General features: G+C 72.4%; 16 protein-coding genes. 6 read left to right on the top strand and 10 right to left on the bottom strand.

Going from position 1 to position 23695, the window contains the following annotated elements:
• Positions 1–4: 4 nt before the first annotated feature.
• Together AB0C12_RS07870 and AB0C12_RS07875 are read right to left on the bottom strand one after the other, a co-directional pair.
• Complete coding sequence (locus tag AB0C12_RS07870; RefSeq protein ID WP_360545386.1) at positions 5–976, bottom strand: hypothetical protein; 972 nt, start codon at positions 974–976, stop codon at positions 5–7.
• A 1-nt stretch (position 977) separates the two neighbouring features.
• Positions 978–1613, bottom strand: a complete 636-nt coding sequence (locus AB0C12_RS07875; RefSeq protein ID WP_360545388.1) for an MBL fold metallo-hydrolase — start codon at positions 1611–1613, stop codon at positions 978–980.
• 109 nt (positions 1614–1722) lie between these two features.
• Between AB0C12_RS07875 and AB0C12_RS07880 the strand changes: the two genes are divergently transcribed.
• Positions 1723–2925: a DUF4349 domain-containing protein gene (locus tag AB0C12_RS07880; RefSeq protein WP_360545390.1), complete on the top strand. Its 1203-nt coding sequence runs from the start codon at positions 1723–1725 to the stop codon at positions 2923–2925.
• A 163-nt stretch (positions 2926–3088) separates the two neighbouring features.
• Here the strand turns inward: AB0C12_RS07880 and AB0C12_RS07885 are convergent, their stop codons facing one another.
• On the bottom strand, positions 3089–4348 hold the full coding sequence (locus AB0C12_RS07885; protein ID WP_360545392.1) for an amidohydrolase: 1260 nt from the start codon (positions 4346–4348) through the stop codon (positions 3089–3091).
• A gap of 190 nt (positions 4349–4538) precedes the next feature.
• Positions 4539–6110: a methylmalonyl-CoA mutase family protein gene (locus tag AB0C12_RS07890; RefSeq protein ID WP_360545394.1), complete on the bottom strand. Its 1572-nt coding sequence runs from the start codon at positions 6108–6110 to the stop codon at positions 4539–4541.
• A gap of 206 nt (positions 6111–6316) precedes the next feature.
• Between AB0C12_RS07890 and AB0C12_RS07895 the strand changes: the two genes are divergently transcribed.
• Together AB0C12_RS07895 and AB0C12_RS07900 are read left to right on the top strand one after the other, a co-directional pair.
• Positions 6317–8269, top strand: coding sequence for a serine/threonine-protein kinase (locus AB0C12_RS07895; protein ID WP_360545396.1), 1953 nt, complete (start codon positions 6317–6319; stop codon positions 8267–8269).
• 27 nt (positions 8270–8296) lie between these two features.
• Entirely contained in the window at positions 8297–9946 is a 1650-nt protein-coding gene (locus tag AB0C12_RS07900) for a phospho-sugar mutase (RefSeq protein ID WP_360545398.1), read from the top strand.
• Between the two features lie 38 nt (positions 9947–9984).
• On the opposite strand, the gene AB0C12_RS07905 is transcribed toward AB0C12_RS07900, so the two are convergent.
• From AB0C12_RS07905 to AB0C12_RS07915, 3 genes are read right to left on the bottom strand one after another with little or no spacing between them, the layout of a single operon-like run.
• A complete protein-coding gene (locus tag AB0C12_RS07905; protein ID WP_360545400.1) occupies positions 9985–10668 on the bottom strand; it encodes a GPP34 family phosphoprotein in 684 nt (227 codons plus the stop codon).
• Positions 10665–14111: a CDP-glycerol glycerophosphotransferase family protein gene (locus AB0C12_RS07910; RefSeq protein ID WP_360545402.1), complete on the bottom strand. Its 3447-nt coding sequence runs from the start codon at positions 14109–14111 to the stop codon at positions 10665–10667. Before AB0C12_RS07910 ends, AB0C12_RS07905 begins: the two co-directional genes overlap by 4 nt.
• Positions 14104–16209, bottom strand: coding sequence for a bifunctional glycosyltransferase family 2 protein/CDP-glycerol:glycerophosphate glycerophosphotransferase (locus tag AB0C12_RS07915; RefSeq protein ID WP_360545404.1), 2106 nt, complete (start codon positions 16207–16209; stop codon positions 14104–14106). The genes AB0C12_RS07910 and AB0C12_RS07915 overlap by 8 nt, the downstream gene beginning before the upstream one ends.
• A 121-nt stretch (positions 16210–16330) precedes the next feature.
• On the opposite strand from AB0C12_RS07915, the gene AB0C12_RS07920 reads away from it, so the two are divergent.
• A complete protein-coding gene (locus AB0C12_RS07920) occupies positions 16331–16876 on the top strand; it encodes an acyltransferase (protein ID WP_360545406.1) in 546 nt (181 codons plus the stop codon).
• Between the two features lie 48 nt (positions 16877–16924).
• On the opposite strand, the gene AB0C12_RS07925 is transcribed toward AB0C12_RS07920, so the two are convergent.
• The 3 genes from AB0C12_RS07925 to AB0C12_RS07935 form a co-directional block, all read right to left on the bottom strand.
• Positions 16925–18208, bottom strand: coding sequence for a nucleotide sugar dehydrogenase (locus AB0C12_RS07925; protein WP_360545408.1), 1284 nt, complete (start codon positions 18206–18208; stop codon positions 16925–16927).
• Between the two features lie 27 nt (positions 18209–18235).
• Positions 18236–19810: a glycosyltransferase gene (locus AB0C12_RS07930; RefSeq protein ID WP_360545410.1), complete on the bottom strand. Its 1575-nt coding sequence runs from the start codon at positions 19808–19810 to the stop codon at positions 18236–18238.
• A 117-nt stretch (positions 19811–19927) separates the two neighbouring features.
• Complete coding sequence (locus AB0C12_RS07935) at positions 19928–22045, bottom strand: glycosyltransferase family 4 protein (protein WP_360545412.1); 2118 nt, start codon at positions 22043–22045, stop codon at positions 19928–19930.
• Between the two features lie 100 nt (positions 22046–22145).
• Between AB0C12_RS07935 and AB0C12_RS07940 the strand changes: the two genes are divergently transcribed.
• Positions 22146–22787 (top strand): class I SAM-dependent methyltransferase, encoded by a 642-nt coding sequence (locus AB0C12_RS07940; protein WP_360545414.1) that lies wholly within the window; start codon positions 22146–22148, stop codon positions 22785–22787.
• Between the two features lie 14 nt (positions 22788–22801).
• On the top strand, positions 22802–23626 hold the full coding sequence (locus tag AB0C12_RS07945) for a hypothetical protein (protein ID WP_360545416.1): 825 nt from the start codon (positions 22802–22804) through the stop codon (positions 23624–23626).
• Positions 23627–23695: the final 69 nt, after the last annotated feature.

The raw sequence follows: 23695 nt of genomic DNA on the forward strand, positions 1-23695 counted from the left end.
TGGCCTACTGATCCGGTTCATCCGCGTCGAGATCCTCCAGGGCCGCCTCGACGTCCCCGACCTCACGCCGCGCGGCCGACGCGTCCCGCTCCGCCGAGCGCCGCGCCAGCTTGCGCCGGGACACCTCGGCCTGCGCCACGATCCGCTGTCGTTCCAGCTCAGCGAGCTGTTCCTCGATCTCGTCGACGGCGTGGGCGGCCTCCTGCTCGGCCGTCTCGGCGCGTTCCAGGCGGGTCCGGGTCTTGGCCTCCGCGGCCCGGGCGGCGGTCAGCCGGCGTTTGAGTTCGCGCCGTCGTTCCGCTCGTTCCTGCCGGGCTTTCTCGGCGGCGCGGCGTTTGCGCTCCTCCAGCGCCGAGGGCCGGGCGGTCCGCTCGGGCTCCGCGGCGACAGCGAACGGGTTCGGCGGCGCCTCGTCGTCCTCGTCCTCGTCGGCGTCCTCGTCCTGCTCGTCCGGCTCGTCGGCGGTGACCAGGCGCAGCCGCGGGCGCGGCACCTCACCGAAGCCGGCGTACGTGGCCGCTTTGACCAACCGTCCACTGCGTACCTGCTCGGCGATGTCCGGCTCGGCCAGGGCGGCGGTCAGCGTCGCCTCGACCTCGGCCATCGGCAACTTCACCGTACGCAGCCCCGGGTCGTCCTCCAGGGCAAGCTTCTGCGCGGCGTTGACCAGGGCGGACACCACCTGCCGGCGTTGCGTGGACAGCTCGCGCAACTGCTCGCCCTGCAGGCTGCGCTGGGCCGAGCGCAGCGCGGTGGACAGCTCCACCAGCTCGTCGATCAGCTCCGGGCGGCGCAGGGCGAGCAGGTTCACCAGCCAGGCCGCCACGGTCGGCTTGCGCAGCGCGGCCAGCCGCTTGGCGGTCTCCTTGTCGCCGGCCCGCTTCGCCTCGTCGATCGCGGCGGCCCGGCCCGCGACGAAACCCTCCGGCGGCGCCTCGTAGAGCGCCCGGATCACGTCCTCGGTGCTGGTCGGCACGTCAGTCCAGCGTCGTGCCGGGCGCGACGCGGGCGTACCGGGTGCCGCCGAGGCGTTCGAGGTGACCGTCGGAGACCTGCGCGCCGGTCTCGGTGAGCAGGGAGTCGTGCAGCGCGAAGGCCCGGCCCGGCTTGACCGCGCGGACGAATTCGATCGCTTCGCTGAGCTTGAGCCAGGGCGCGTTGAGCGGCACGAACAGCGTGTCGACGTGCTCGTCGGGCGCGGTGAACGAGTCGCCGGGGGTGTAGACCGAGCCGGAGTCGTCGGCGATCAGGAAGCCCAGGTTCGCGATCCGGGGGATCTCGGGGTGGATCACGGCGTGCTGCCCGCCGTACGCCCGGACGGTGAAGCCCGCCGCGGTGAACTCGGTGCCCGCCTCGACCCCGGTGACCACGTCGGCGACGGCGGTCAGCTTGGGCAGCACGTCGGGGTGCGCGAAGACCCGCAGGTCAGGCCGCTGGGCCACGGTATCGACGAGCCCGTCAACGTCGAGATGGTCGAAGTGCTCGTGGGTGATCAGGACAGCGTCGGCGCCGGTCAGCGCCGACCGTTCGCTGAACGCCCCCGGGTCGACGACCAGGACGGCGTCGCCACCCTCGAGACGTAGACAGGAATGCGTGAACTTCGTGACGCGCACGTGAGCCCTCCGGTGCCGAATCGTGACCGCTCATGTCGCAGTCTGCCGGAACCGGCTCCCGCGCGCCGCACGTCCCAGGGGGCAGACCTCAACGGGGAACGGAGTATCCATGCGTGCTCGACGAAGGATCACCGCGGCGCTCAGCGCTGCCGGACTGGCCGTGACGTTGGCTCTCGCCGGTTGCAGCGGCGACAGCGCGGACAACAGCGCCTCTTCGGCGGGCAGTGCCCCTCAGCTCGGCGAGCCGGCCCCGGCCGAGGCTCCCGCCAAGGGTGAGGCGGACACCGCCGAGCGTGGCAAGGATCAGGCGGCCCAGGCACCCGACCTGGGCGTGGACCAGCGCTCGATCGTCTACACCGGCGCCATCACGGTCCGCGTCGAGGACGTGAACATCGCCGCCGCCCGCGCCGCCGGCATCGCGACCGGGGCCGGCGGCTTCATCAGCGGCGACAAACGCAACAGCGGCTCCGGCTCGCAGGACGCCACCCTCGAGCTGCGCGTACCGGCCGAGAAGTTCAACCCCGTGGTGGACCAGCTGGCCGGGCTGGGCAAGGAGGAACAGCGCGGCATCAACACCGAGGACGTCACCGAACAGACCATCGACCTGGACGCCCGGATCGCCACCCAGCAGGCCCGGGTGGACAGCGGCCGCAAACTGCTGGCCCAGGCCAAGTCGCTCAACGACCTGGTGATGCTGGAACGCGAAGTGGCGACCCGGGAGGCGGACCTGGCCTCCCTGCAGGCGAAGAAGCGCCGCCTGGCCGACCTGACCGCGCTGTCGACGATCACGGTGGTCTTGCTCGACCCCGACGCCGTGGCAGTCGAGGAGGAAGAGGGCGCACCGGGCTTCCTGGCCGGTCTGCAGAACGGCTGGAAGGGCCTGCTGGCGTCGCTGGGGGTCGTGCTGACCGTGCTGGGCTGGCTGCTCCCGTGGCTGCTCGTCCTGGCCCTGCCGGCCTGGGGAATCATCTGGCTCTACCGCCGCAACCGCGCCCGCCGCCCGGCCCGAACCCCGCTCGCCCCACCGGCCATGCCGGCCTACGCAATGGCCGGCCCGGCCCGAACCTACCCACCCCGCCCCCAGCCGGCCCAAACCCAGCCGACCCAAACACAACCGGCCCAGCCCGCACCGACCCAGCCGACCCAGCCGCAGCCGGCCCAGCCGCAGCCCGCCCAGCCCGCCCAGACCCAGCCCGCCCAGACCCAGCCCGCCCAGACCCAGCCCGCCCAGACCCAGCCCGCCCAGCCTCATCAGCCGTCCTCCACCAGCAAGGACGCCCCACCCACGGGTGAGGAGAAGTCCGGGGAGTAAGGCCGGAAAACGCACGGACCTGGCAGGGTGAGGGTGGCCGTCCATGAGCCGCTAGGCGATTGGCCACCCTCGCCCGGTCTCGGCGGGAGCGACGGTCAGTGCCCTGCAACCAGGCACGACATGACCTTGATCCGGCCCTTGATCCGGCCCTTGATCCGAAGCTTCAGAACGCCCCCGTCGACAGCGCCGCCAGCGCGGTGTGGACCATCACCCGCACCCCGTAGCCGATGCACTTCTCGTCGACGTCGAAGTTCGAGGTGTGCAGGTCGTATTTGACCTCGGAGCCCGGCGTGCCCGTGCCGAGCCGGATCATCGCGCCCGGGACGTTGTCCAGGTAGAAGGCGAAGTCCTCGCCGCCCATGCTGATCTCGGCCTCGACCACGCGGTCCGCGCCCAGCGCCGCGCCGGCCGCGCCCGCGATCACCGCGGCCGCCATCCGGTCGTTGATCACCGGCGGCACGCCGCGGTTGTATTTGACCTCGACCTCGGCGCCGGTCGGGGCGACCACGTCGCGGATCAGCTTGGTGATCAGCTCCGGGGCTTCGCGCCAGGCTTCGCGGTTGAGGATGCGGACGGTGCCGCGGACGTAGCCCTCGCCGGGGATCGCGTTGAACGCCTCGCCGGCCTGCACCGCGCCCCAGACCATGGAGACGCCCGCGCGGGGGTCGACACGCCGGTCCAGCAGGGCGGGGACGTCGACGATGACCCGGCCCAGCGCGTGCACCAGGTCGGCGGTCAGGTGCGGCCGGGCGGTGTGCCCGCCGGGGCCGGTGAGGCGCACCTCGACGGTGTCGGCGGCCGCCGTGAACGGGCCGGAGCGGACCCCGACCAGGCCGGCCGGCAGCTGCGGGTAGCAGTGCAGCGCGAAGATCCCCACGACGTCCTTGAGCGCGCCGGAGGCGATCACCTCCGGGGCGCCGGAGGGCACGTACTCCTCGGCCGGCTGGAAGATCAGCCGCACCCGGCCGGGCAGCTCGCCCTGCTCGTTGAGCTGGGCCAGGGCCAGACCGAGTCCGAGCAGAACGGTGGTGTGCACGTCGTGACCGCAGGCGTGGGCGACCTTGGCGACCGTCGAGCGGTACGGCACGTCCTTGGTGTCCTGCAGCGGCAGGGCGTCCAGGTCCGCGCGGAAGGCGATCACCCGGTCGCCCTCGCCGATGTCGCAGATCAGGCCGTTGCCCTTGGGCAGCAGCTGCGGGGTCAGGCCGGCGACGGCCAGCTCACGCGCGATCAGGGCGGCGGTCTCGAACTCGGCGTTCGACGGCTCCGGGTGCGCGTGGATGTGCCGCCGGATGGCCACGAGCTCGGCGCCCCGGGCGGCCAGCCAGCGGTCCAGCTGGCCGGGCAGCGGGTCGGCGCCGGGCGGGGGCCCCGGGAAAGGGGCCTGGGGTGAGCTGTCGGGCACGGTCAATGCACTCGTCACGTCGGATTCTCTATCGCTCTCGTCATTTGAACCGGTTTCCGCAACGCGCGAAAGCTTAGACCTGTTCCGGTGACGCTGTGCAACGTCATTCCCGTATTGATCGTCTCGCGCTGTGTTACCAAAGCCCTGATAAGAGCACTGTGCGGACGCCATCTCCTTCAACGGGTAACAATTACCCGAGGTGACGCTTCTAAAAGTGTTCCACGGGCCGGTACACGCCCCACACCCCGCGCAACGTGGTGCAGACCTCGCCCACGGTGGCACGCAGCCGCAAGGCCTCCCGCATCGGCGGCAGCACGTTCTCGGTGCCCTCGGCCGCCTTGCGCAGGTCGGCCAGGGCCGCCTCGACCGCCGCGGAGTCCCGATCGGCGCGCAGCTTCTTGAGCCGGGCGGCCTGGTCGGCCTCGATGACCGGGTCGACGCGCAGCGGCTCGTACTTCTCCTCCTCGTCGCTCGCGAAGCGGTTGACCCCGACGACCACCCGCTCGCCGTCGTCGATCTGCTGGGAGATCCGGTACGCCGAGCTTTCGATCTCCTGCTTCTGGAAGCCCTGCTCGATGGCGTCCACCGAGGACCCGAAGCTGAACACCCGCTCGATCAGCGCGGTCGCCGCCGCCTCCACCTCGTCGGTCATGGCCTCGATGACGTACGAGCCGGCGAACGGGTCGACGGTGTCCACCAGGCCGCTCTCGTACGCGAGGACCTGCTGGGTGCGCAGGGCCAGCCGGGCCGACTTCTGGGTGGGCAGCGCGATGGCCTCGTCGTACGCGTTGGTGTGCAACGACTGGGTGCCACCGGCCACCGCGCCGAGCGCCTGGATCGCCACCCGGACCAGGTTGACCTCCGGCTGCTGGGCGGTGAGCTGCACGCCGGCGGTCTGGGTGTGGAACCGCAGCATCAGCGACTTGGGATTCTTCGCCCCGAACTCGTCGCGCATGATCCGGGCCCACATCCGCCGGGCGGCGCGGAACTTGGCGATCTCCTCCAGCAGCGTGGTGCGGGCGACGAAGAAGAACGACAGCCGGGGCGCGAAGTCGTCGACGGCCAGCCCGGCCGCGATCGCCGCGCGCACGTACTCGATGCCGTTGGCCAGCGTGAACGCGATCTCCTGGGCGGGCGTCGCGCCGGCCTCGGCCATGTGGTAGCCCGAGATGGAGATGGTGTTCCACTTCGGGATCTCGGTCCGGCAGTAGGCGAACGTGTCGGCGACCAGCCGCAGCGACGGCTTGGGCGGGAAGATGTACGTCCCGCGGGCGATGTATTCCTTCAGGATGTCGTTCTGGATCGTGCCGGTCAGCGCCGCCCCGGGCACGCCCTGCTCCTCGGCCACCAGTTGGTAGAGCAGGAGCAGGAGCGAGCCGGGCGCGTTGATCGTCATCGACGTGGAGACCTTGTCGAGCGGGATCCCGGCGAACAGCTGCCGCATGTCGTCGATCGAGTCGATGGCCACGCCGACCTTGCCGACCTCGCCGTGGGCGATCGGGTCGTCGGAGTCGTAACCCATCTGGGTGGGCAGGTCGAAGGCGACGGACAGGCCCATCGTGCCGGCGGCCAGCAGCTGGTGGTAGCGGGCGTTGGACTCCACCGCGGTGCCGAAGCCGGCGTACTGGCGCATGGTCCACGGGCGCTGGGTGTACATGGTCGGGTAGACGCCCCGGGTGTACGGATAGGCACCGGGCTCACCGAGCCGCTCGTCGACGTCCGGGGCCACGTCGTCGCGGTGGTACACCGGCTTGATCTCGAACCCGGATTCTGCGTTCACAAGGACGATCCTAAAGCAGCGTTAAGCACAGGCAGGTGAGGGATTTTGCACTCAGCGTCCGAAAAGTTCCACTGTACGCGACCTCTCGGCTACCCACGGTCGAGTTCACCAGAACACCCTTCCAGCGACTTTCCGAAAAGGGGTGGGAACCGGCAAGATAGCGGAGTTGGCCGACAGCCCCCTACACCCCCTTCGGTGGCATCTTCGTGACTCAGATTCCGACGTGGAGCGGTGGCAACTCCGCCCCGACCAGCGGACGCGCAGCCCCGGGCACGCTCATCGGCGGGCGGTACACACTTCGTGCCGCGGTCGGGCACGGTGGCATGGGCACGGTCTGGCGGGCAGCGGACACGCTGCTGCGCCGTGACGTTGCCATCAAGGAGGTCATCCTCCCGCCCGGCCTGGCGCCCAGTGACCGCGACTCGATGTACGAGCGCACGATGCGCGAGGCCCGCGCCGCGGCCGCCCTGCAGCACCCGGCGGTCGTGCAGGTCTACGACGTGGTGCACGAGAACGGCCGGCCGTGGATCGTCATGGAGCTGCTGGAGGCGCGCAGCCTCGCCGACATGGTGATCGAGGACGGCCCGGTCAACCCGCGGGTGGTGGCCAAGATCGGCATCGCCCTGCTCGGCGCGCTCGAGGTGGCGCACGCGCACGGCGTGCTGCACCGCGACGTCAAGCCGGCCAACGTGCTGATCTGCACCGACGGCCGCTGCGTGCTGACCGACTTCGGCGTGGCCCGGATGCCCACCGACGTGCAGCTCACCACGCCCGGCATGGTGCTCGGCTCGCCGCACTTCATCTCGCCCGAGCGGGCCATGGGCAGCGACTTCGGCCCGCCCAGCGACCTGTTCTCCCTGGGTGTCACGCTCTACACCGCGATCGAGGGCCGGCCGCCGTTCGACAAGGGTGACCCGATCGAGACGATGCACGCCGTCGTCGAGGACCCGCCGACCCCGGCCGTCCGCGCCGGCTCGCTGACGCCGGTGCTGATGGGCCTGCTGGAGAAGGACCCGGCCCGCCGCTTCGACGTGCCGACCGCCCGGACGATGCTGCGCCAGCAGCTCGCCGGCCCGCTGGCCAGCAAGGCCCCGCCGCACATGATGACGGATCCGTACTCGGTGGTCCCGTCGCAGCGCCCGCCGGCGGCCGAGACCCAGCCGATCCCGCCCGCCCAGCCGAAGCCCTCCGGCCAGATCGGCGGCCGGGCCATGCTCGCGCCCGGCGAGTCGCTGACCGGGCGCCTGGCCAAGCTCAAGCAGGGCAGCGGTGGGGGCCGGCGCCGCGCGGCCGAGGCCGCCGCGGCCGGCGCCCCGACCGGGGCCTATCCGCCTCCGCCGCCGATGGACAACGACCGGACCAGCGTGATTCCGCCGTCCGGGGGTTCGGAGAGCGACGCGACCAGCGTGCTGCCCCCGCGCCGGCAGTGGGACGGTGCCCGCGCGGCCCGTGACCCGCTGCCCGGCACGGTGGTGACCAGCCCGGCGGCCAAGCGCCGCGCCATGATCGACAACACGGTCGCCACCGTGCGCCGGACGACCGACAAGGCCGTCACCACGGTCAAGGGCTGGCCGCGCAACACCCAGCTCGCCGCCGGTGGTGGTGCGCTGGCCGTGGTGGTGCTGCTGGTGCTGGTGGTCGCCCTGAGCGGGGACGACGACCCCGGCACCCCGCCCAACCAGCCGCCCGCGGCCAACCAGGTGGTGCCGGCCTCGTTCGCGACCCAGGACTACAAGGGTGACAAGGCCGTCACGGTCAAGGTGCCCAAGGCTTGGGAACGCGCCGCGACCGGCAACTGGGTCGACTACATCAACCCCGAGGACAAGTCGACGAAGGTCCGGGTGCTGGTCGAGAAGGGTTCGATCGCTCCCCGCAAGTTCGCCGACACGACCGCGCCGGGCACGCTGAAGAAGTCCAAGGCCTGCCCGAAGCCGTTCAAGCACCTGGGCACGACCGACGTCGAGATCTCCGGGCTGCCGGCCGCCCAGTTCGAGTACACGTGCGGCGAGGGCGACACCATGCGGCACGGGATCTGGCGGCAGACCACCACCGACGGCAAGATGTACTCCTTCTATCTCACCACCACCGAGGCGAAGTTCGCCGACAGCAAGCAGTACTTCGACGAGATGGCCAAGACCTTCACCCTCAAGTCGAGCTGACCCGCCGGGCCGTGCTATCCACAGAGCATGGCAACTGACGATCTCCGCAGGCTGGCCGAGACCTGGCTGGCCGACGATCCCGACCCGGCCGCGCGTGACGAGATCCGGGAGCTGCTCGCGCGGCTCCCGGAGAGCGCCGACGAGCTCGCCGACCGGTTCGCCGGCCCGCTGACCTTCGGCACGGCCGGGCTGCGCGGCCGGCTGCGGGCCGGGCCGAACGGGATGAACCTCGCGGTGGTCACCCGCGCCGCGGCCGGCCTGATCGGCTGGCTGGGCGCGCAGGGCGGGCAGGGACCGCTGGTCATCGGGTACGACGCCCGGTACGGCTCCCGGGAGTTCGCCGAGCAGACCGCCCGGGTGGCCACGGCGGCCGGGCGCGCGGCCCTGCTGCTCCCCCGCCCGCTGCCGACGCCGGTGCTGGCGTACGCGGTGCGACAGCTGGACGCCGTGGCCGGGGTCATGGTCACCGCCAGTCACAACCCGCCTCAGGACAACGGCTACAAGGTCTACCTGGGCGCTCAGCTGGGCGGTCCGGCCGGTGCCGGCGCGCAGATCGTCCCGCCCGCCGATGCGGGCATCGAGGCCGCCATCCAGGCGGTCGGGCCCGTGACCGAGGTCCCGCTGGGTGAGCCCGGCACGGTCCTCGACGAGACGATCATCCAGGGGTACGTGGACAGCGCGGCCGCTGTCGTCGCCGCCGGCCCCCGTGACCTGAAGGTGGCGTACACGCCGCTGCACGGGGTCGGTGGCAAGGTGCTCGCCGCGACGTTCGCCGCGGCCGGTTTCGCCGCTCCGGCCGTGGTCGCCGAGCAGGCCGAGCCGGATCCGGCGTTCCCGACCGTCGCGTTCCCCAACCCGGAGGAGCCGGGCGCGATGGACCTGCTGCTGGACCTGGCCGGACGGACCGGCGCCGACCTGGCCATCGCCAACGACCCGGACGCCGACCGGTGTGCCATCGCGATCCCCGGCGCCGAGCCGGGCAGCTGGCGGCCGCTGAGCGGGGACGAGCTGGGCGTGCTGCTCGCCGACCACCTGATCCGGCGCGGCGTGCCGGGCACGTACGCCACCACGATCGTCTCCTCGACGCTGCTGCGGGCTCTGTGCACCGCCCGGGGCGTTCCGTACGCGGAGACCCTGACCGGCTTCAAGTGGATCGTCCGCGGCGCCGAGGAGCTCGCGTACGGCTACGAGGAGGCGCTGGGCTACTGCGTCGCGCCGGGGCTGGTCCGCGACAAGGACGGCATCACCGCGGCGGTGACCGTGGCCGACCTGGCCGCCACGCTCAAGGCCGAGGGGCGTTCCCTGGCCGACCACCTCGACGAGCTGGACGCCGAGTTCGGCGTGCACCGCACCGGGCAGGTCTCGCTGCGGGTCGAGGACCTCGGCCTGATCACGAGCACCATGGCCCGGATCCGCCAGGACCCGCCGAAGAGCCTGCTCGGCGATGCCGTGACCGAGGTCGAGGACCGCCTGCCGGACGCCGACGTGCTGACCCTGCGGACGGCGCGGGCCCGGGTGGTCATCCGGCCGTCCGGCACCGAGCCGAAGCTCAAGGCGTACCTGGAAGTGGTCGAGCCGGTGACCGACGGTGACCTGACCGCCGCCCGGTCACGCGCCGTGGCCGCCCTGGACAGCGGGCTGCGCCCGGAGATCTCGGCCGCGCTCGGCCTGGCCTGACCGCTGGTGGCCGGGGCCGCCAGGGCCCCGGTCCCGCGTCAGATCACCTTCGGGGCGCCCAGCGCCGCGCTGATCGCCCGGCTCAGGGTGGCCACCACCAGGGCGACGCTCGGGCGCACGATCGAGTCCTCGAGGTTCATCGTGCCGGAGAAGCCCGCTCCGCTGGCGATCTGCTCCAGCCGCTGGTGGGCCCGGGCGGCCTCCTCCGGCGGCAGCCGCAGGGCCGGCTCCATCCGGGTCGCCACGAGCAGCGTGGCCAGGGCCGCGGTCCGCTCGTCCGGCGGCGCGTCGGTGATCAGCGCCTCGGCCAGCCGCTTGCGGATCTCCGCCTCGAACGCGGGGTCAGCGGTCGGATAGCGGTGCACGTGGATGTGACCCATCTGGGTCTCGTCCACGTCACGCACCACGCCCCGCTCGATCAGATCCTGCAGGACCCGGTTACGGAGGTTGTGGCGCAGCCGCTGCACCCACTGCGCGGGGGTGTGCGGGTCGTCAGCGGCGGCTTTGGCGAGCACCAGGTCGGCGATCGGGTCGCCGATCGGGGTCGGGTCGTTGACGACGAGGTTGCCGTTCACGTAGGCGATCCGGCCGGCCAACGCGAGGTCCACCAGCACGGCCGCGGACATACCGAGGTCGAGCCCGATGCGGGAACCGGTCGCCTTGCCGGTCTGGTCGTCGTACGCGAGGAGGAGGAGTTCCTCAGCGAGCGCGATGGAGGTCATGGCAAAACGATAGTGGCCTCAGTCACGTCGCCTCCACTGCCACTCCCCTTTCGGACAGCTGCGAGCAACCAGTCGACCAGCCGCTCGGCCGCCCGGCCGTCCCGCGCGGTCGCATATGTCTCCGCGAACGCCTTGGCGGCCCCCGCGTGTTCGGCGGCGACGGTGTCGAGCGCACCCAGCGCCGCGGCCACCTCGGCGGAGGTGCTCAGCAGCGGTCCGGGAGCCACGGCGCCGAGGTCGACGTTGAGCCCCGGCGAAGCCTGGAACTCCGCCCGGTCGGGCACGTAGAGCAGGACCGGCCGGCCGGTGACCGCGAAGTCGGCCAGCAGGGTCGAGTAGTCGGTGATCAGTGCGTCAGCGGCCAGCAGCAGCTCGCCCACCTGCGGGTATCCGGACACGTCGAGCACGCCGGGCACCAGGCCCAGCACGTCGTCGCCGAGCGCCGGGTGCCGGCGGACGAGCAACGTGTGGCCGGGCGGCAGGGCGGCCACGACGGTGGGCAGATCCAGCAGCTTGCCGGGGTCGCTCCAGCCCCGCTTGCGCCAGTCCATCGGGCGCCGGGTGGGTGCGTACAGGATCAGCCGGGTGTCGGCGGGCAGCGCCAGGCGCGCGAGCACCGCGGCCCGGGCGGTCTCGGCGTCCATGGTGGTGAGCAGGTCGTCGGCCGGGCGGCCCCACTCCAGAACCGGGCCGCCGAACCGCAGCTCCCGGCGCAGCACGGGGGTGGCCGAGGGGCCCGGCGACGCCAGGGCCGTCCAGCTCGCCGCGTCGGAGTCGAGCTGGTCGATCAGCTCCTGGCCGAGCGGGTGGGCGACCGCCGTGGCCCCGGTGCGGGCGATCGGCCAGCCACCGCCGAGCCGGAGCACCATCTGACCGTCGGCCGGGCGGAACCAGCGCGGCAGGTCGTCGTTGGTGACGATCCAGCGGCTGGTGGTCAGGGCGGCGTACCAGGCCTCGCTGCCGTGGGTGACCGGCTCGGCGCCGGACGGCACCGGCTGGCCACGCTCGACCGTCCAGCGGGCGGGCGGGGCCTGCGGCCGGCGGGTCAGCTCGGCCAGCAGAGCGGCCGGGTCGTCGGCGAAGCGCCGGCCCGGTGCGGCGTCGAAGAGGACCGCGTCCCGCAGGGCGGGCCGGGCACCGGGCGAGGCGTACGCGGCGCGCAGACGGTCCTGCTCGGCCGGGTCGGGCTCGGGAGTCTCGACGACCAGGACGGTGCGCTCCTCGCCGGCCGAGCGCAGCACCGTGCGCACCCCGTCGGCGGCGGTCGCCGAGGTCGGCAGGCCCGCGGTGACCGCGCCGGTGAAACCGAGACTGGCGATGGTCGGGTGGTGCACCCCGGCGGACCGGAACGACAGATCCCACATGCCCGCCACCAGCGGCAACGGTCCGGCGAGACCGGGCATCGCGGCCGGGTCGACGACCACCTGCCAGCGCCCGTCCACCGCCCGCAGCGGCAGGCTGAGGTCCTTGCGGCGGCCGCGCAGCCGCAGCAGCAGCTCCCCCTCGACGTCCGCCGGGCTGTCGCCGCTGAGCACGAGGGCACCGTCGGGACGCCAGTCCGCGGACGTCACCACCGGGCCGGCCGGGCGGGTGCGCAGGAAGACGTGGCCGGCGGCCGAGACGGCGGTGTAGACCTCGTCGGTGCCCCGGACCGTGCGCAACGGCTCGTAGCCGTCGTCGGCGACGAGCTGGACCGGCTTGTCCCGGACCACGATGTCGATCTGGAAGCGCTGGGCGTACAGGCCGGCGGCGTGGTTGTCGTCGGTGACGTCGAGGCCGATGCCGGCCAGCGGGAACCGCGCGGTGAAAGCGAAGCCGTCCGGGACCGGGCTCACCTCGGCCGGCACCCGGTGCGTGACGATGCCGCGGACCCGGCTCAGCTCGATCCGGACCGGGCCCGCCGGGCGGCTGCGCAGCATGCCCCGCAGCACCAGGTGGTCGCCGTCACGGTGGCTAGCGGTGAGCCAGCCGTCCGACTTGCTGATCCGCAGCCGCAGCCGGCCCTTGGTCTCGATCGGGGCGACCCAGACACCGGGCTCCAGTTGCCGGCGGGGCAGCGGATCGCTCCAGCCCTCGGGCATCCGCAGGCCGGCGCGGCGGACCGTGATGCCGCGGGCGGCGGCGACCGCGACCGTCCAGCTGCCGCTGCGCCACACCTTGCCGTTGCGCATCACGGCCGGATCGATCGAGACGGTGAAGCCCGCGGCCTGCTCGGCCGGGCGGGCCTCGGGATCACGGTGGGCCCGCGCCCGCAGCGGGAGGCGGCGCCGGCCGCCGTCGCTGGAGAGCCACAGCAGCCGCATCGAGCCGAACCGGCGCGGCGGGCCGCCGGGCACGTAGGCGTAGCCGGTCAGCTCCAGCCGGCCGTCGCGCCAGACCAGGCTGCGGACCGCGGACTCCAGCGGGCGCTGCGCTGCCGCCTTGGGCTTGCGGAAGCCGCGGTCGATCAGCTCGACCAGGTCGTCGATGCGGCGGTCCCGGATCAGCTGCCAGTGCTTGCGGACCTTGGCCGGCTGCCGGTCGACCGCTCCCGGGTCGAGCTCGGCGAGATAATCGGTGGCCAGCCGCATGAACGTCTCGCGGAACTCCGGCGAGGCCGCCGGCAGGAACCGGAGGTAGCTGCTGAGCTTGTCCCAGACCGCCTGTTCCTCGTACACCCGGCGGAGCTCGTCCTGGCCGGCGTCGGTGAGCAGCTTGCGGGTCAGCTCGACCGAGAAGAAGCGGTCGACGAGGTTGCGCAGGTCATTGTTGGACTGGGTGATCGAGCGGACCGCGCCCTCGCGGACCCGCCAGAAGTAGATCGGCTCGTTGACGACCGCGACGCTGGTGGCCAGGGCGTGCGCCGGCACGGTGACCGGCACGTCCTCGAAGAGCCGGCCGACCGGGAACTCGAAGCCGTGCGCGTCGTAGAAGTCGCGGCGGTACAGCTTGTTCCAGATCGTGCGGTCGCGCAGCAGCTCCGGCCGGCGGGTGACGTGCGTGTTCAGGTCGGTGGTGGCGATCGCCTCGTTGTGCGGCGCCCCGCGGTACGCACCGCGTGAGGAGTACCGCCGGACGGCACCGCTGGCGAAGTCCGCGCCGCCGGCCAGCGCCTGCACCAGCAGCTCGTACGCGTGCGCGGCCAGCACGTCGTCACTGTCGACGAAGGCCAGGTATTCGCCCCGCGCGGCCGGCACGGCCACGTTGCGGGCGGCGCTGAGCCCGGCGTTGGCCTGCCGGATGATCTCGAAACGGGGATCCGCCGCCGCGAACTCAGCCGCGATGGCCGCGGACCCGTCGGTGCTGCCGTCGTCGACCATCAGCACCTGGAGGTCGGCGTAGGTCTGCGCGCGCAGCGAGTCGAGGCAGTCGCGCAGGAAGGGCTCGACGTTGTAGATCGGCACGATCACGCTGACCAGACCGGGGATCCGCCCGGACATCGGCTCGGTCATGGGCTCAGACATCGGCGAACACCCGCCGGACCACGCGCTCGGCGGCGTGGCCGTCCTCCAGGGCACAGAACCGCGCCCGGAAGCGGGCCCGGGCCGCGGTGGCCTCGGGGCTGTCCACCTGGCCGGTGCGGAACGCGGCCACCAGCTCGTCGAACGTCCGGGTGAACGTGCCCGGGTGCTCGGTCTCCAGGTCGAACGTGACGCCCCGCACCGCCCGGTAGATCTCCCAGTCCGGCGCGAAGATGATCAGCGGCCGGTCCAGCACGGCATAGTCGAACATCACCGAGGAGAAGTCGGTGATCAGCGCGTCGGCGGCCAGGTAGAGCGTCTCCACCGAGGGGAACGCGGACACGTCGGTGACCCGTGGGTGCAGGGCCGGGAAGCCGGCCAGGCCGTAGAAGTAGTGGCCGCGCAGCAGCACCCGGGTGTCCGGGCCCAGCGCCTCGGCCAGCGCGTCGACGTCGAGCACCGGGGTGAAGGTCGCGTGCCACTCGCGGTGGGTCGGGGTGTACAGCACCACCCGCTCGCCGGGCGCCAGGCCGAGCTCGGCGCGGGCGGCCGCGACGTCCGACTCGGTGGCCAGGGCCAGCCGGTCGTTGCGCGGATAGCCGGTCTCCAGCGTCTCGCCCCGGATCGGGAACTGCCGGTCCCAGAGCAGGGTGGTGTGCCGGTTGGCGGTGATGCTGAAATCCCACTTGGCGATGTTGCGGCGCATCCGCTCGGCGTTGAAGGTGGCCGTGGAGGCCGGGAACTTCGGCTGGTCGAGGCCCATGGTCTTGAGCGGCGTGCCGTGGTGCGTCTGCACGTGGACCGCACCCGGCCGCTTCACCACCTCCGGCGGGAAGGTGGCGTTGTTGATCAGATACTTGGCGCGGGCGATGGTGCGGTAGTAGGCCCGGCTGCCGGCGATGACGTGGTCGACGCCCTCGGGCAGCGGCCGGTGGCCCCGCTTGACCACCCAGACGCCGCGGACGCCGGGGGCCAGCTCCTTGGCCTTCTCGTAGATGGCGGCCGGGTTGCAGGCATAACCGCGATACCAGTACGCGGCGTACACGGCCAGGCTCTCGTCGATCGGGCGGCGCAGCTGCCACTTGTAGTACCAGCGCAGGGCCGGCTTGCGCAGGCGGGCTTTGGCCGTACGCGGCACCCGGCGAACCGAGCGCGCCAAGCCGGCCACGCCGCGCAACGCCCGGTAGCCGCTGAAGGAGTCAGCGGAGAGCAGCTTGAGCCGCAGGCCGGCGGCGCCACCGGGACGGGCGGCGGCCCCGGCCTCGTGCTTGCGCAGCAGCTCCGACACCGCGGTGAACATCGCCCGGCGGGCCGCGCGGGGCGTACGGCTGTCGTCCTCGACGATCGTGAGCAGCTCGGTGACGGCCCGGTCCAGCGCGCGCCGGCGCAGCTTTCCAGACGCGGCGGCGACCACGGGACGGCTCAGCGCGTCGTCGTACTGGGCGACCGCGTCGGCGTGCCGGGGCGAGCGGGTGGTGCGGATCGAGCCGTCGCGGTCCAGCCGGCGGATGTAACAGGCCGGCTCGAAGGTCGTGACAGTGCCCGCCTCGGCCAGCACCGCGTACGCGAAAGCCACGTCCTCGTACCAGCCCGGCCGGAAGCGGATGCCGGAGTCGAGCAGGAACTGCCGGCGCACGATCAGCGCGCCGAGCGGAGGTGCCGCCCGGGTCAACGCCTCGGCCCCGGTGGCCGCGGACCCCGGCGTACGCCAGCCGGACACCGACCTGTTCCACCGTTCCCGCGCGGCCCCGACGACCAGCACGTCCGGCTTCTCCTCGCGCAGCCGGGCCTCCACCGCGGCGAGCGCGCCGGGCACGATCCGGTCGTCACCGTCGACGAACCAGACGTACTCGCCGGTGGCCTGCTCCAGGCCGGCGTTGCGGGCCGGGCCGGGGCCGCCGTTGGTCGTGAGGTGCACCACAGTCAACCGGGAGTCGCGGGCGGCCCGCTCGTCGAGGACCTCGCCGCTGTGATCCGGCGACGCGTCATCCACGCCGATCACCTCGGCGTCCACCGTCTGCTGATCGAGGACCGAGGACAGCGCCTCGGCGAGATATCCCTGAACGCTCCACGCGGGAACGACGACGCTGATCATGGTCATAGCGGTGCGCGGGCCGTCCGTACGAGGTCTGGAGAGGAGAACGCCCAGATTAGCACCGGTCGGATTCCGGAATTGTTTCCCCGATTTCGGCTGGGCGCTCCTCAGGGCTCACACTGCTCTGATGGATCACACCCACAATGACACCGATGCCGCCGGCGCCCGGCCGCCGTTCGTGCACCCCTCCGCGGACGTGGAGGAGGGTGCCACGCTCGGCGCCGGCACCAAGGTCTGGCACCTCGCGCACGTCCGCTCGTCCGCCGTGGTCGGCGAGGACTGCGTGATCGGGCGCAACGTCTACCTCGACGCCAACGCCGTCGTGGGCAGCCGCGTCAAGATTCAGAACAACGTCTCGGTCTACCAGGGCGTCACGATCGAGGACGAGGTCTTCGTCGGCCCGTGCGCGGTCTTCACCAACGACCTGCGGCCGCGGGCGCAGAACCCGGACTGGAAGATCACCCCGACGCTGGTCCGGCGGGGCGCCTCGATCGGCGCGAACGCCACGCTGATCTGCGGCATCGAGGTCGGCGAGTACGCGATGATCGCGGCCGGCTCGGTCGTGACCAAGGACGTCCAGCCCTACCAGCTGGTGGCCGGCAACCCGGCCCGGCCCAAGGGCTGGGTCGACGAGAGCGGCGAGATCGTCAGCCGCGAGATCGAGCGGGGCTGACCGGCCGGACGTTGCCCGGGGCGGCCGGAGCCGCCCCGGGACCACACGTCAGCCGCCGATGACGATCCGGCGGATGCCCTCGAGGCGCTCCGGGTCGGTGGTGCGCCGGCCGTCGACGATCACCTTGACGCCGGGCAGGTCCGCGGCGGTGAGGCCGCGGTACTCGGCGTGGTCGGCCTGCACGACCGCCGCGCCCAGCTCCTCGCCGTTCCACGGCGGCAGACCCAGGGCGGTCAGCTCGGCGGTGGAGTACATCGGGTCGGACACGTACGGCTTCGCGCCGCGGCGGCGCAGCTCCTCCACGGCCGGGAAGACGCCGGAGAACGCCGTCTCCTTGACCCCGCCCCGGTAGGCGGCCCCGAGCACCAGCACGCCCAGCCCGTCGAGGTCACCGACCGCGGCGGCGAGCAGGTCGACCGCGTACGCCGGCATCGCCGCGTTGGCCTCGCGGGCCGAGCGGACCACCGTGGCCGACGGGTCGTTCCACAGGTAGAGCCGCGGGTAGACCGGGATGCAGTGCCCGCCGACCGCGATCCCGGGCCGGTGGATGTGGCTGTACGGCTGGGTGTTGCAGGCGTCGATGACCAGGTTGACATCGACGTCGATGGTGTCGGCGTACCGGGCGAACTGGTTGGCCAGCCCGATGTTGACGTCCCGGTAGGTGGTCTCGGCCAGCTTGGCCAGCTCGGCGGCCTCGGCCGAACCGAGGTCCCAGACGCCGTTCGGGCGGTCCAGGTCGGGCCGGTCGTCGAAGTCGAGCACGGCCTCGTAGAACTCGACACCGCGCTGCGCCGACGCGGCGTCCACGCCGCCGACCAGCTTCGGGTACTTGCGCAGGTCGGCGAAGACCCGGCCGGTGAGCACCCGCTCGGGGCTGAAGACCAGGTGGAAGTCGCGCCCGGCGACCAGGCCGGAGCCCTGCTCCAGCAGCGGCGCCCAGCGGGTGCGGGTGGTGCCGACCGGCAGGGTGGTCTCGTAGCTGACCAGGGTGCCGGGGCGCAGGCCACGGGCGATGTCGCGGGTGGCGGACTCCATCCAGCCGAAGTCCGGCACGCCCTCGCCGTCGACGAACAGCGGCACCACCACGACCACGGCCTCGGCCTCGGCCACGGCGGCCGCGGTGTCGGTGGTGGCCGTCAGCAGACCGGCGTTGACCGCCTGCTTGAGCTTGACATCGAGGTCGGCCTCACCCGGGAAGGGCACCAGGCCGTCGTTGACGGTGCGCACCGTCGGCTCGGAGACGTCCGCCCCGATCACGGTGTGCCCCTTGGACGCGAACTGGACGGCGAGCGGCAGCCCGATCTTGCCCAGGGCGACGACACAGATCTTCATGCTGGGGTACATCCTCCTTGGCGCGGGTCAGCGCTTGGGGCGAAGCCGGCGCGCGAGACGGCCGGCGATCCGGCGGGGGGTGACGGTGGTGCTCACGACGTGCAGCCTGGCCTTCTCGTCGAGCTCGGCGCCGACGAGGTGAAAACGGAGGCCACGCCGATGGAGGATACGCGTCGCCCGCGAGAGGTCGAACGCGGTCACCGGAAGACTGTACGACTCGCCGCGGGTGGTCCAGCTGAAGCGCACGCGCCGCCGCTGCCGCCGCTTGGTCTGCCCGGCGACGATGTCGTCGATCGTCAGATAGCCCAGGACCCGGGTGCCGCCGTCGTCGTCGTTGGCGGACTCGGTGAGGGTGGCCGGGAGGTCACCCGCCGTCACCTGCGGGGCCGGGCCGTCGCCGCTGTTCAGGTTGGGCAGGGAGGTGTGCCAGCCGACCAGCAGGGCCCGCCGGCCGTCCGGGGTCCGGCCCCAGCGCACGTCGGCCGGGCCGGTCTGGTGGACGAGCTGGCGGACGTGCGAGGTCGCGTCGAACCACTCGTCGGGGAAGCCGAGGGCCGGGTCCCGGAAGCCGGGGAAGTTCAGGTAGTAGCGCTCACCCTCGGCGACCACCGGTGACAGGCCGTGCTCGGCGAAGTGCTTCGCGACGGTCAGCAGATCCTGGACCGTGCCGTACTGGGCGACGCTGAGCGGGATCCGGTGCCGCACGTCCAGGCCGGCCCGGATCTCCTCGGTCAGGTACGTGTCCGCCAGCTTGCGGACACCCTCCTGCACGCGGACCCGTTCCTCCTGGTCCGCCTCGAGGAAACGCTTGCCCAGCAGCTTGCCGAGCTCCCACGTGAAGTGCCGGCGCAGCACCGCGTCGCGGGCCTCCGGGTCGGTGATGACGTCGGCGACCGTGTCCATGATCAGCGCGGCGTCCTGCACGAAGCCGGACAGCGAGGTGCGGTACGTGATGTTGCTGGAGTCCGTGCGCCGCACCGCGTAGTAGAACTCGTAGTCGGCGCGGACCGCGATCCGCCGGGCCGCCATCACCGCGCGGATGGTGAACGGCTGGTCACTGCCGGAGCGCAGCTCCTCCGGATAGCGGATGTGGTGCTCCTCCAGCAGGGAGCGGCGGAACAGCTTGGTGTTGGACAGCGCCCAGGGCAGCGCCGAGTTGACCAGCGTGATGTCGTCGCGGTTGCCCGGGGCGAAGACGGCCTGGTTCACCACCCGGCCGCCGGCGCCGACCAGGCGGCCCAGCACGATGTCGGCCTCCAGCTCGTCGGCCGCGGTGACCAGCCGTTGCAGCGCCTCGGTGCCGAGGTAGTCGTCGGCGCCCAGAAAGAAGACGTACCGGCCGGTGGCCAGGTCCAGGCCGCGGTTGCTCGGGCCCGCCGGACCGCCGGAATTCTCCTGGTGCAGCACCTTGAAGGTGCCCGGATACTCCGCCGCCCAGCGGTCCAGCTCGGCGCCGCTGCCGTCGGTGGACCCGTCGTCGATGGTGAGGATCTCCAGCCGGTCGATCCCGATGCTCTGGTCGACCAGCGAACGCAGACACTCCGTCAGGTACGGCATCGTGTTGTACACGGCCACCACAACACTGACGTCGGGCCCACCCACTACGCGCCTCCCCGGCGACTCAAGTCTGAAAGACGACGGGAGTCTATGACACCCCCGCTCGCCCGTACCGCTGGAACCTCTTCGCTAAGCAGGCGTTTCCAGCATTATGCCGATCGGTTACTTTCCCGGCCCCGTACCGCTGCCGGGCACCTGATCGAGGGACCCGGTGACGACCACGCCGGGGTGACCCGCGACGAGGCGGCCGGCCAGCTCCCGGGCGACCGGCCCGGCGGCCACCACGTAGCGCGTCCGCGCCAGGTCCAGACCCGGCAGCAGCTCGCCGCGCAGCTCCGACCAGAGCGCGTCGGAACGCTTGCGCGCCCACCGGGGACCGATGAGGACGGCCTCCGCTTTGCGCGCACCGCGGCGATGCAGCCGGCGGGCCCGGCGCAGCAGCACCTCCCAGCCCGGTTCCGGCCGTCGGCGGGCCACGTTCAGCAGACCGTCGACGACTTTTCCCGGCGCCTTCCGGACAACGACATCCTCGGCATGCCGGATGCGCTCAAGACCGGCGCCGGCCCGTAAGCGGTGCACGGTGACCCCGGCGCCCTCCGTGATGCCGTCCACCGTGGTCAGCACGTCGACCTGCGCCCCGGCGGCGACCGCACGCGGCAGCGCCGCACGCACCCGCGCGGCGGCGGTGGCGTCGGTGACGAGCACGACGATCCGGTCGCCGGGCGTGAAGGCCGGCTCGGTGACTGCGGTGATCGGCTCCTGGTACCACCGTTGCAGCTGGGCGGCGACGGCCGTGGTGCCGTACCGCTCCCGCAGGGCCTCCCGGGCGGCCACGAGATCAAGCTGCGGCAGCTCCTTGACCAGCTCCTCGAACGCCTCGGCCACGCGCTCCGGCGGGCAGTCCACCTCGACCAGCCGGCCGGCGACGCCGGACAGGCCCGCCATGGTCTCCCGCGGTCCGTCGCTGGCGGCCACCAGCACCGGCAGCCCGGTGGCGACCGCTTCGACGACGGTCATGCCGAACGTCTCCTTGCTGCTCAGGTGGACCAGCAGGTCGTGATCGTGCATGAGCGCGGCGACCTGATCCGGCCGCACCGGGGCCAGCAGCCGGACCCGGTCGGCCAGCCCCAGTTCGGCCGCGCGGCGACCGAGCTCCTCGGTCAGCGGGCCGGACCCGACCATGGTCAGCGTCCGGGACGGATCCGCGGCCGCGGCGATCGCAAAGGCCTCCAGCAGGACCCGTACGCCCTTGTGCTCGATCAGCCGCCCGACGTAGAGCCACCTCTTCAGCTCGGTCACGGGCTCGGGGCGGACCGCGAAGCCGGCGAAGTCGATCGGGTTGGGCACGACCTGGAACTTGGCGGCGTGCTGGGGGAACTCGGCGCCCAGGTAGTCGCGGAGGCTGCCACCCACGCACAGCACCACGTCGGCCCGGTTGAGCATGGCGGCGTACCGGCTGCGCACGCCGGCCTTGCCCAGCACCCGCGGGAGGAACGTGGCGTGCTCGGTGACCACGACACGGGCTTCCGGCCGGGCCAGCGCGGCCGCCACGGCACCTCCGTAGAGACCGGTGTGGGCGTGCACCACCGGCGCCTCGATCCGGCCGGTCGGCAGCGCGGCGCGTACGGCGCGTACGTGGGCGTCGATCCACTGCGGGTAGCCACCGGTGGTCAGGCTCGGCACCGCCACCCGGCACAGCTCGCCCTGCGGCGTGTCCCGGACGACGACCAGCCCGGCCCGCGCGGCCAGCCGGTCGGTGACCGCGTCGACCGCGTCCGGCGACGCCTCGGCGCGCGGATAGAACCAGCCCTCACTGTGCAGCGTCGAGACCGTGCCCACACCGGAACGCACCGCGTCGGTGGTGGCCCGGACGAAGGCGCCGGCGAAGTCGTCGTTCGGGCCCGGATACCACGGGGTCACGACGGCGAGGTCGGCCGGCTGCGGCCGGCGGCCACGCTCGGCGTCCGGCTCGACGGTGACCGTGACGTCACGCCGCCGGCGTCCCACGCTCCAGGCCGCGACCAGTGCCGGCACATCGCCGGCCACCACGGCGGCACCCGCCGGCAGGGCGCGGCCCGCCAACAACGCCGCGACAGCGCGCCGGTCGGGCAACCGGCGCAGCTCCACTCCGGGCGGTGGCTCGACAGCGGACCAGGCCGGTCCGTCGAGCACGACCAGCGTCACCGCGGCACCACCGGCGGCCGCCTGGGCGCTCAGCCGTAGCGCTGCGTTGATCCGCCGGCTGCCGAGCGCGAGGTAGACCACGGTCCGGCGCGACATCCAGCCTCTTTTCTCCGAAGTTGATGACCGCGGCCCGCACCGAGGTACTACTCTGCGCAGGTTCGCGTCACCTGCTCCCGCTGCGAAGGTGGATCATGTCATGACGCTTCTCACCGACGCGGAAGCCTCGAAGTACTGGAACGAGCGCCACCAGCAGGAGACCGATCTGCGCTCCGGCGGCGACATCTCGTTCGACGAGGCGACCAACTATATGTTCTACCTGCGACGACTCACCATGCTCATGGACCGCGTCGGTCTGCAGAACAATCCCGTGGCGCCGCTCTACCTGCTCGACGCCGGCTGCGGCAAGGGCTACTTCAGCCGGGAGCTGGCCAAGTTCGGCCACCAGGTCGACGGCATCGACGGCAGCGAGGCGGCCATCGCGCACTGCCGGGAGCTGGGCGGCGGCCCGCGATACCACCAGACCACGCTCTCGGGCTGGCGCACGCCGTGGCTGTACGACGTCGTCTTCACCGTCGACGTGCTCTTCCACATCCTGGACGACGCGGAATGGGCCCGTTCCACCCGCAACCTGGCCTCGCTGGTCCGGCTGGGCGGCAAGCTCGTCATCGGCGACTGGGGCCAGGACGGCGACCACGTGTACGGCAACTATCAGGTGGTCCGCGGGCGGGACAAGTACCTGCCGTTGCTGGACGCCTGCGGCATGCGTTTCGACGGCTGGGAGCCGTACCGCTTCCGGCGTAGCCCCATCGGGCTCTACACCTTCACCCGCATCGGCTGAGGATCGGCATCAACATGCTCATTCACGAACTGCTTCCCCTCGTCGGCGATGTGACGACCGTCGTGGAGGTGAGCGAGAACGGCCAGGCACTCCGCGAGCTGCTGCGGGCCCCGGCCGAGACGTACCGGGCGTACGTGCCCGACGGCGAGAAGATGGACGCCGGCACCGTGGTGACCGCCTTCCTGGGTCCCAAGCCCGAAGCCCACGTCGACGTCGAGACGGTGGCCCCGGCGCTGCGGGAGCTCCCCGTCGGCGGCCGCGCGCTGCTCCTGCTCGGCTGGCCGGTGCCCGACCTGCCCTACCACCGGCTGCTCGACGAGCTGGTCGCCGCGGGCTGCCAGGTGCTCCAGGTCGTACCGCTGGACAAGGTCTCGCGGCACGGGGCGCACTGCGCCGTCCTGGCCGCGCGGGTCGACCGCCTCGCGCCGCTGCGCACGCACCTGACGGACACGCCGGTCGTGCTCGACGGAGAGAGCCCGGACCTGCGCGCCCTGCTTCGGCTCACCGGTGAGTACGTGTTCCAGGACCTGCTCAGCCGGCCGCTGCGCAGCAAGCTCGCCGACGCGGCCGACCGGATCAAGGCCCAGGACCAGCGCATCCGGCAGCTGGAGAAGGAGGTCGCGGCCCGCGACGCCACCATCGCCAAGGCCGAGAGCCGGCTCGCCCGGGCCCGCAACGACATCGCCGACCTGCGCGCCTCGACCCCGTTCCGGGTCGGCACCACGGTCGTGCAGGGCGCGCGCCGGCCCACCCGGGGCATCGTCAGCGTGCCGGTCGGACTGGTCCGCATCTGGCGTAAGCGGGGCGTCCCCGGCGGTCGTCCCGGCCCGGAAGCCTGACCCCGGCCGCCCTGTAGGGTGGGCCGGCGAACTCGACCAGCCGGTTTCCTGACTCCACGGAGAAGACTG

This window comes from Actinoplanes sp. NPDC048967 (assembly GCF_040649415.1).
Classification (GTDB): Bacteria; Actinomycetota; Actinomycetes; order Mycobacteriales; family Micromonosporaceae; genus Actinoplanes.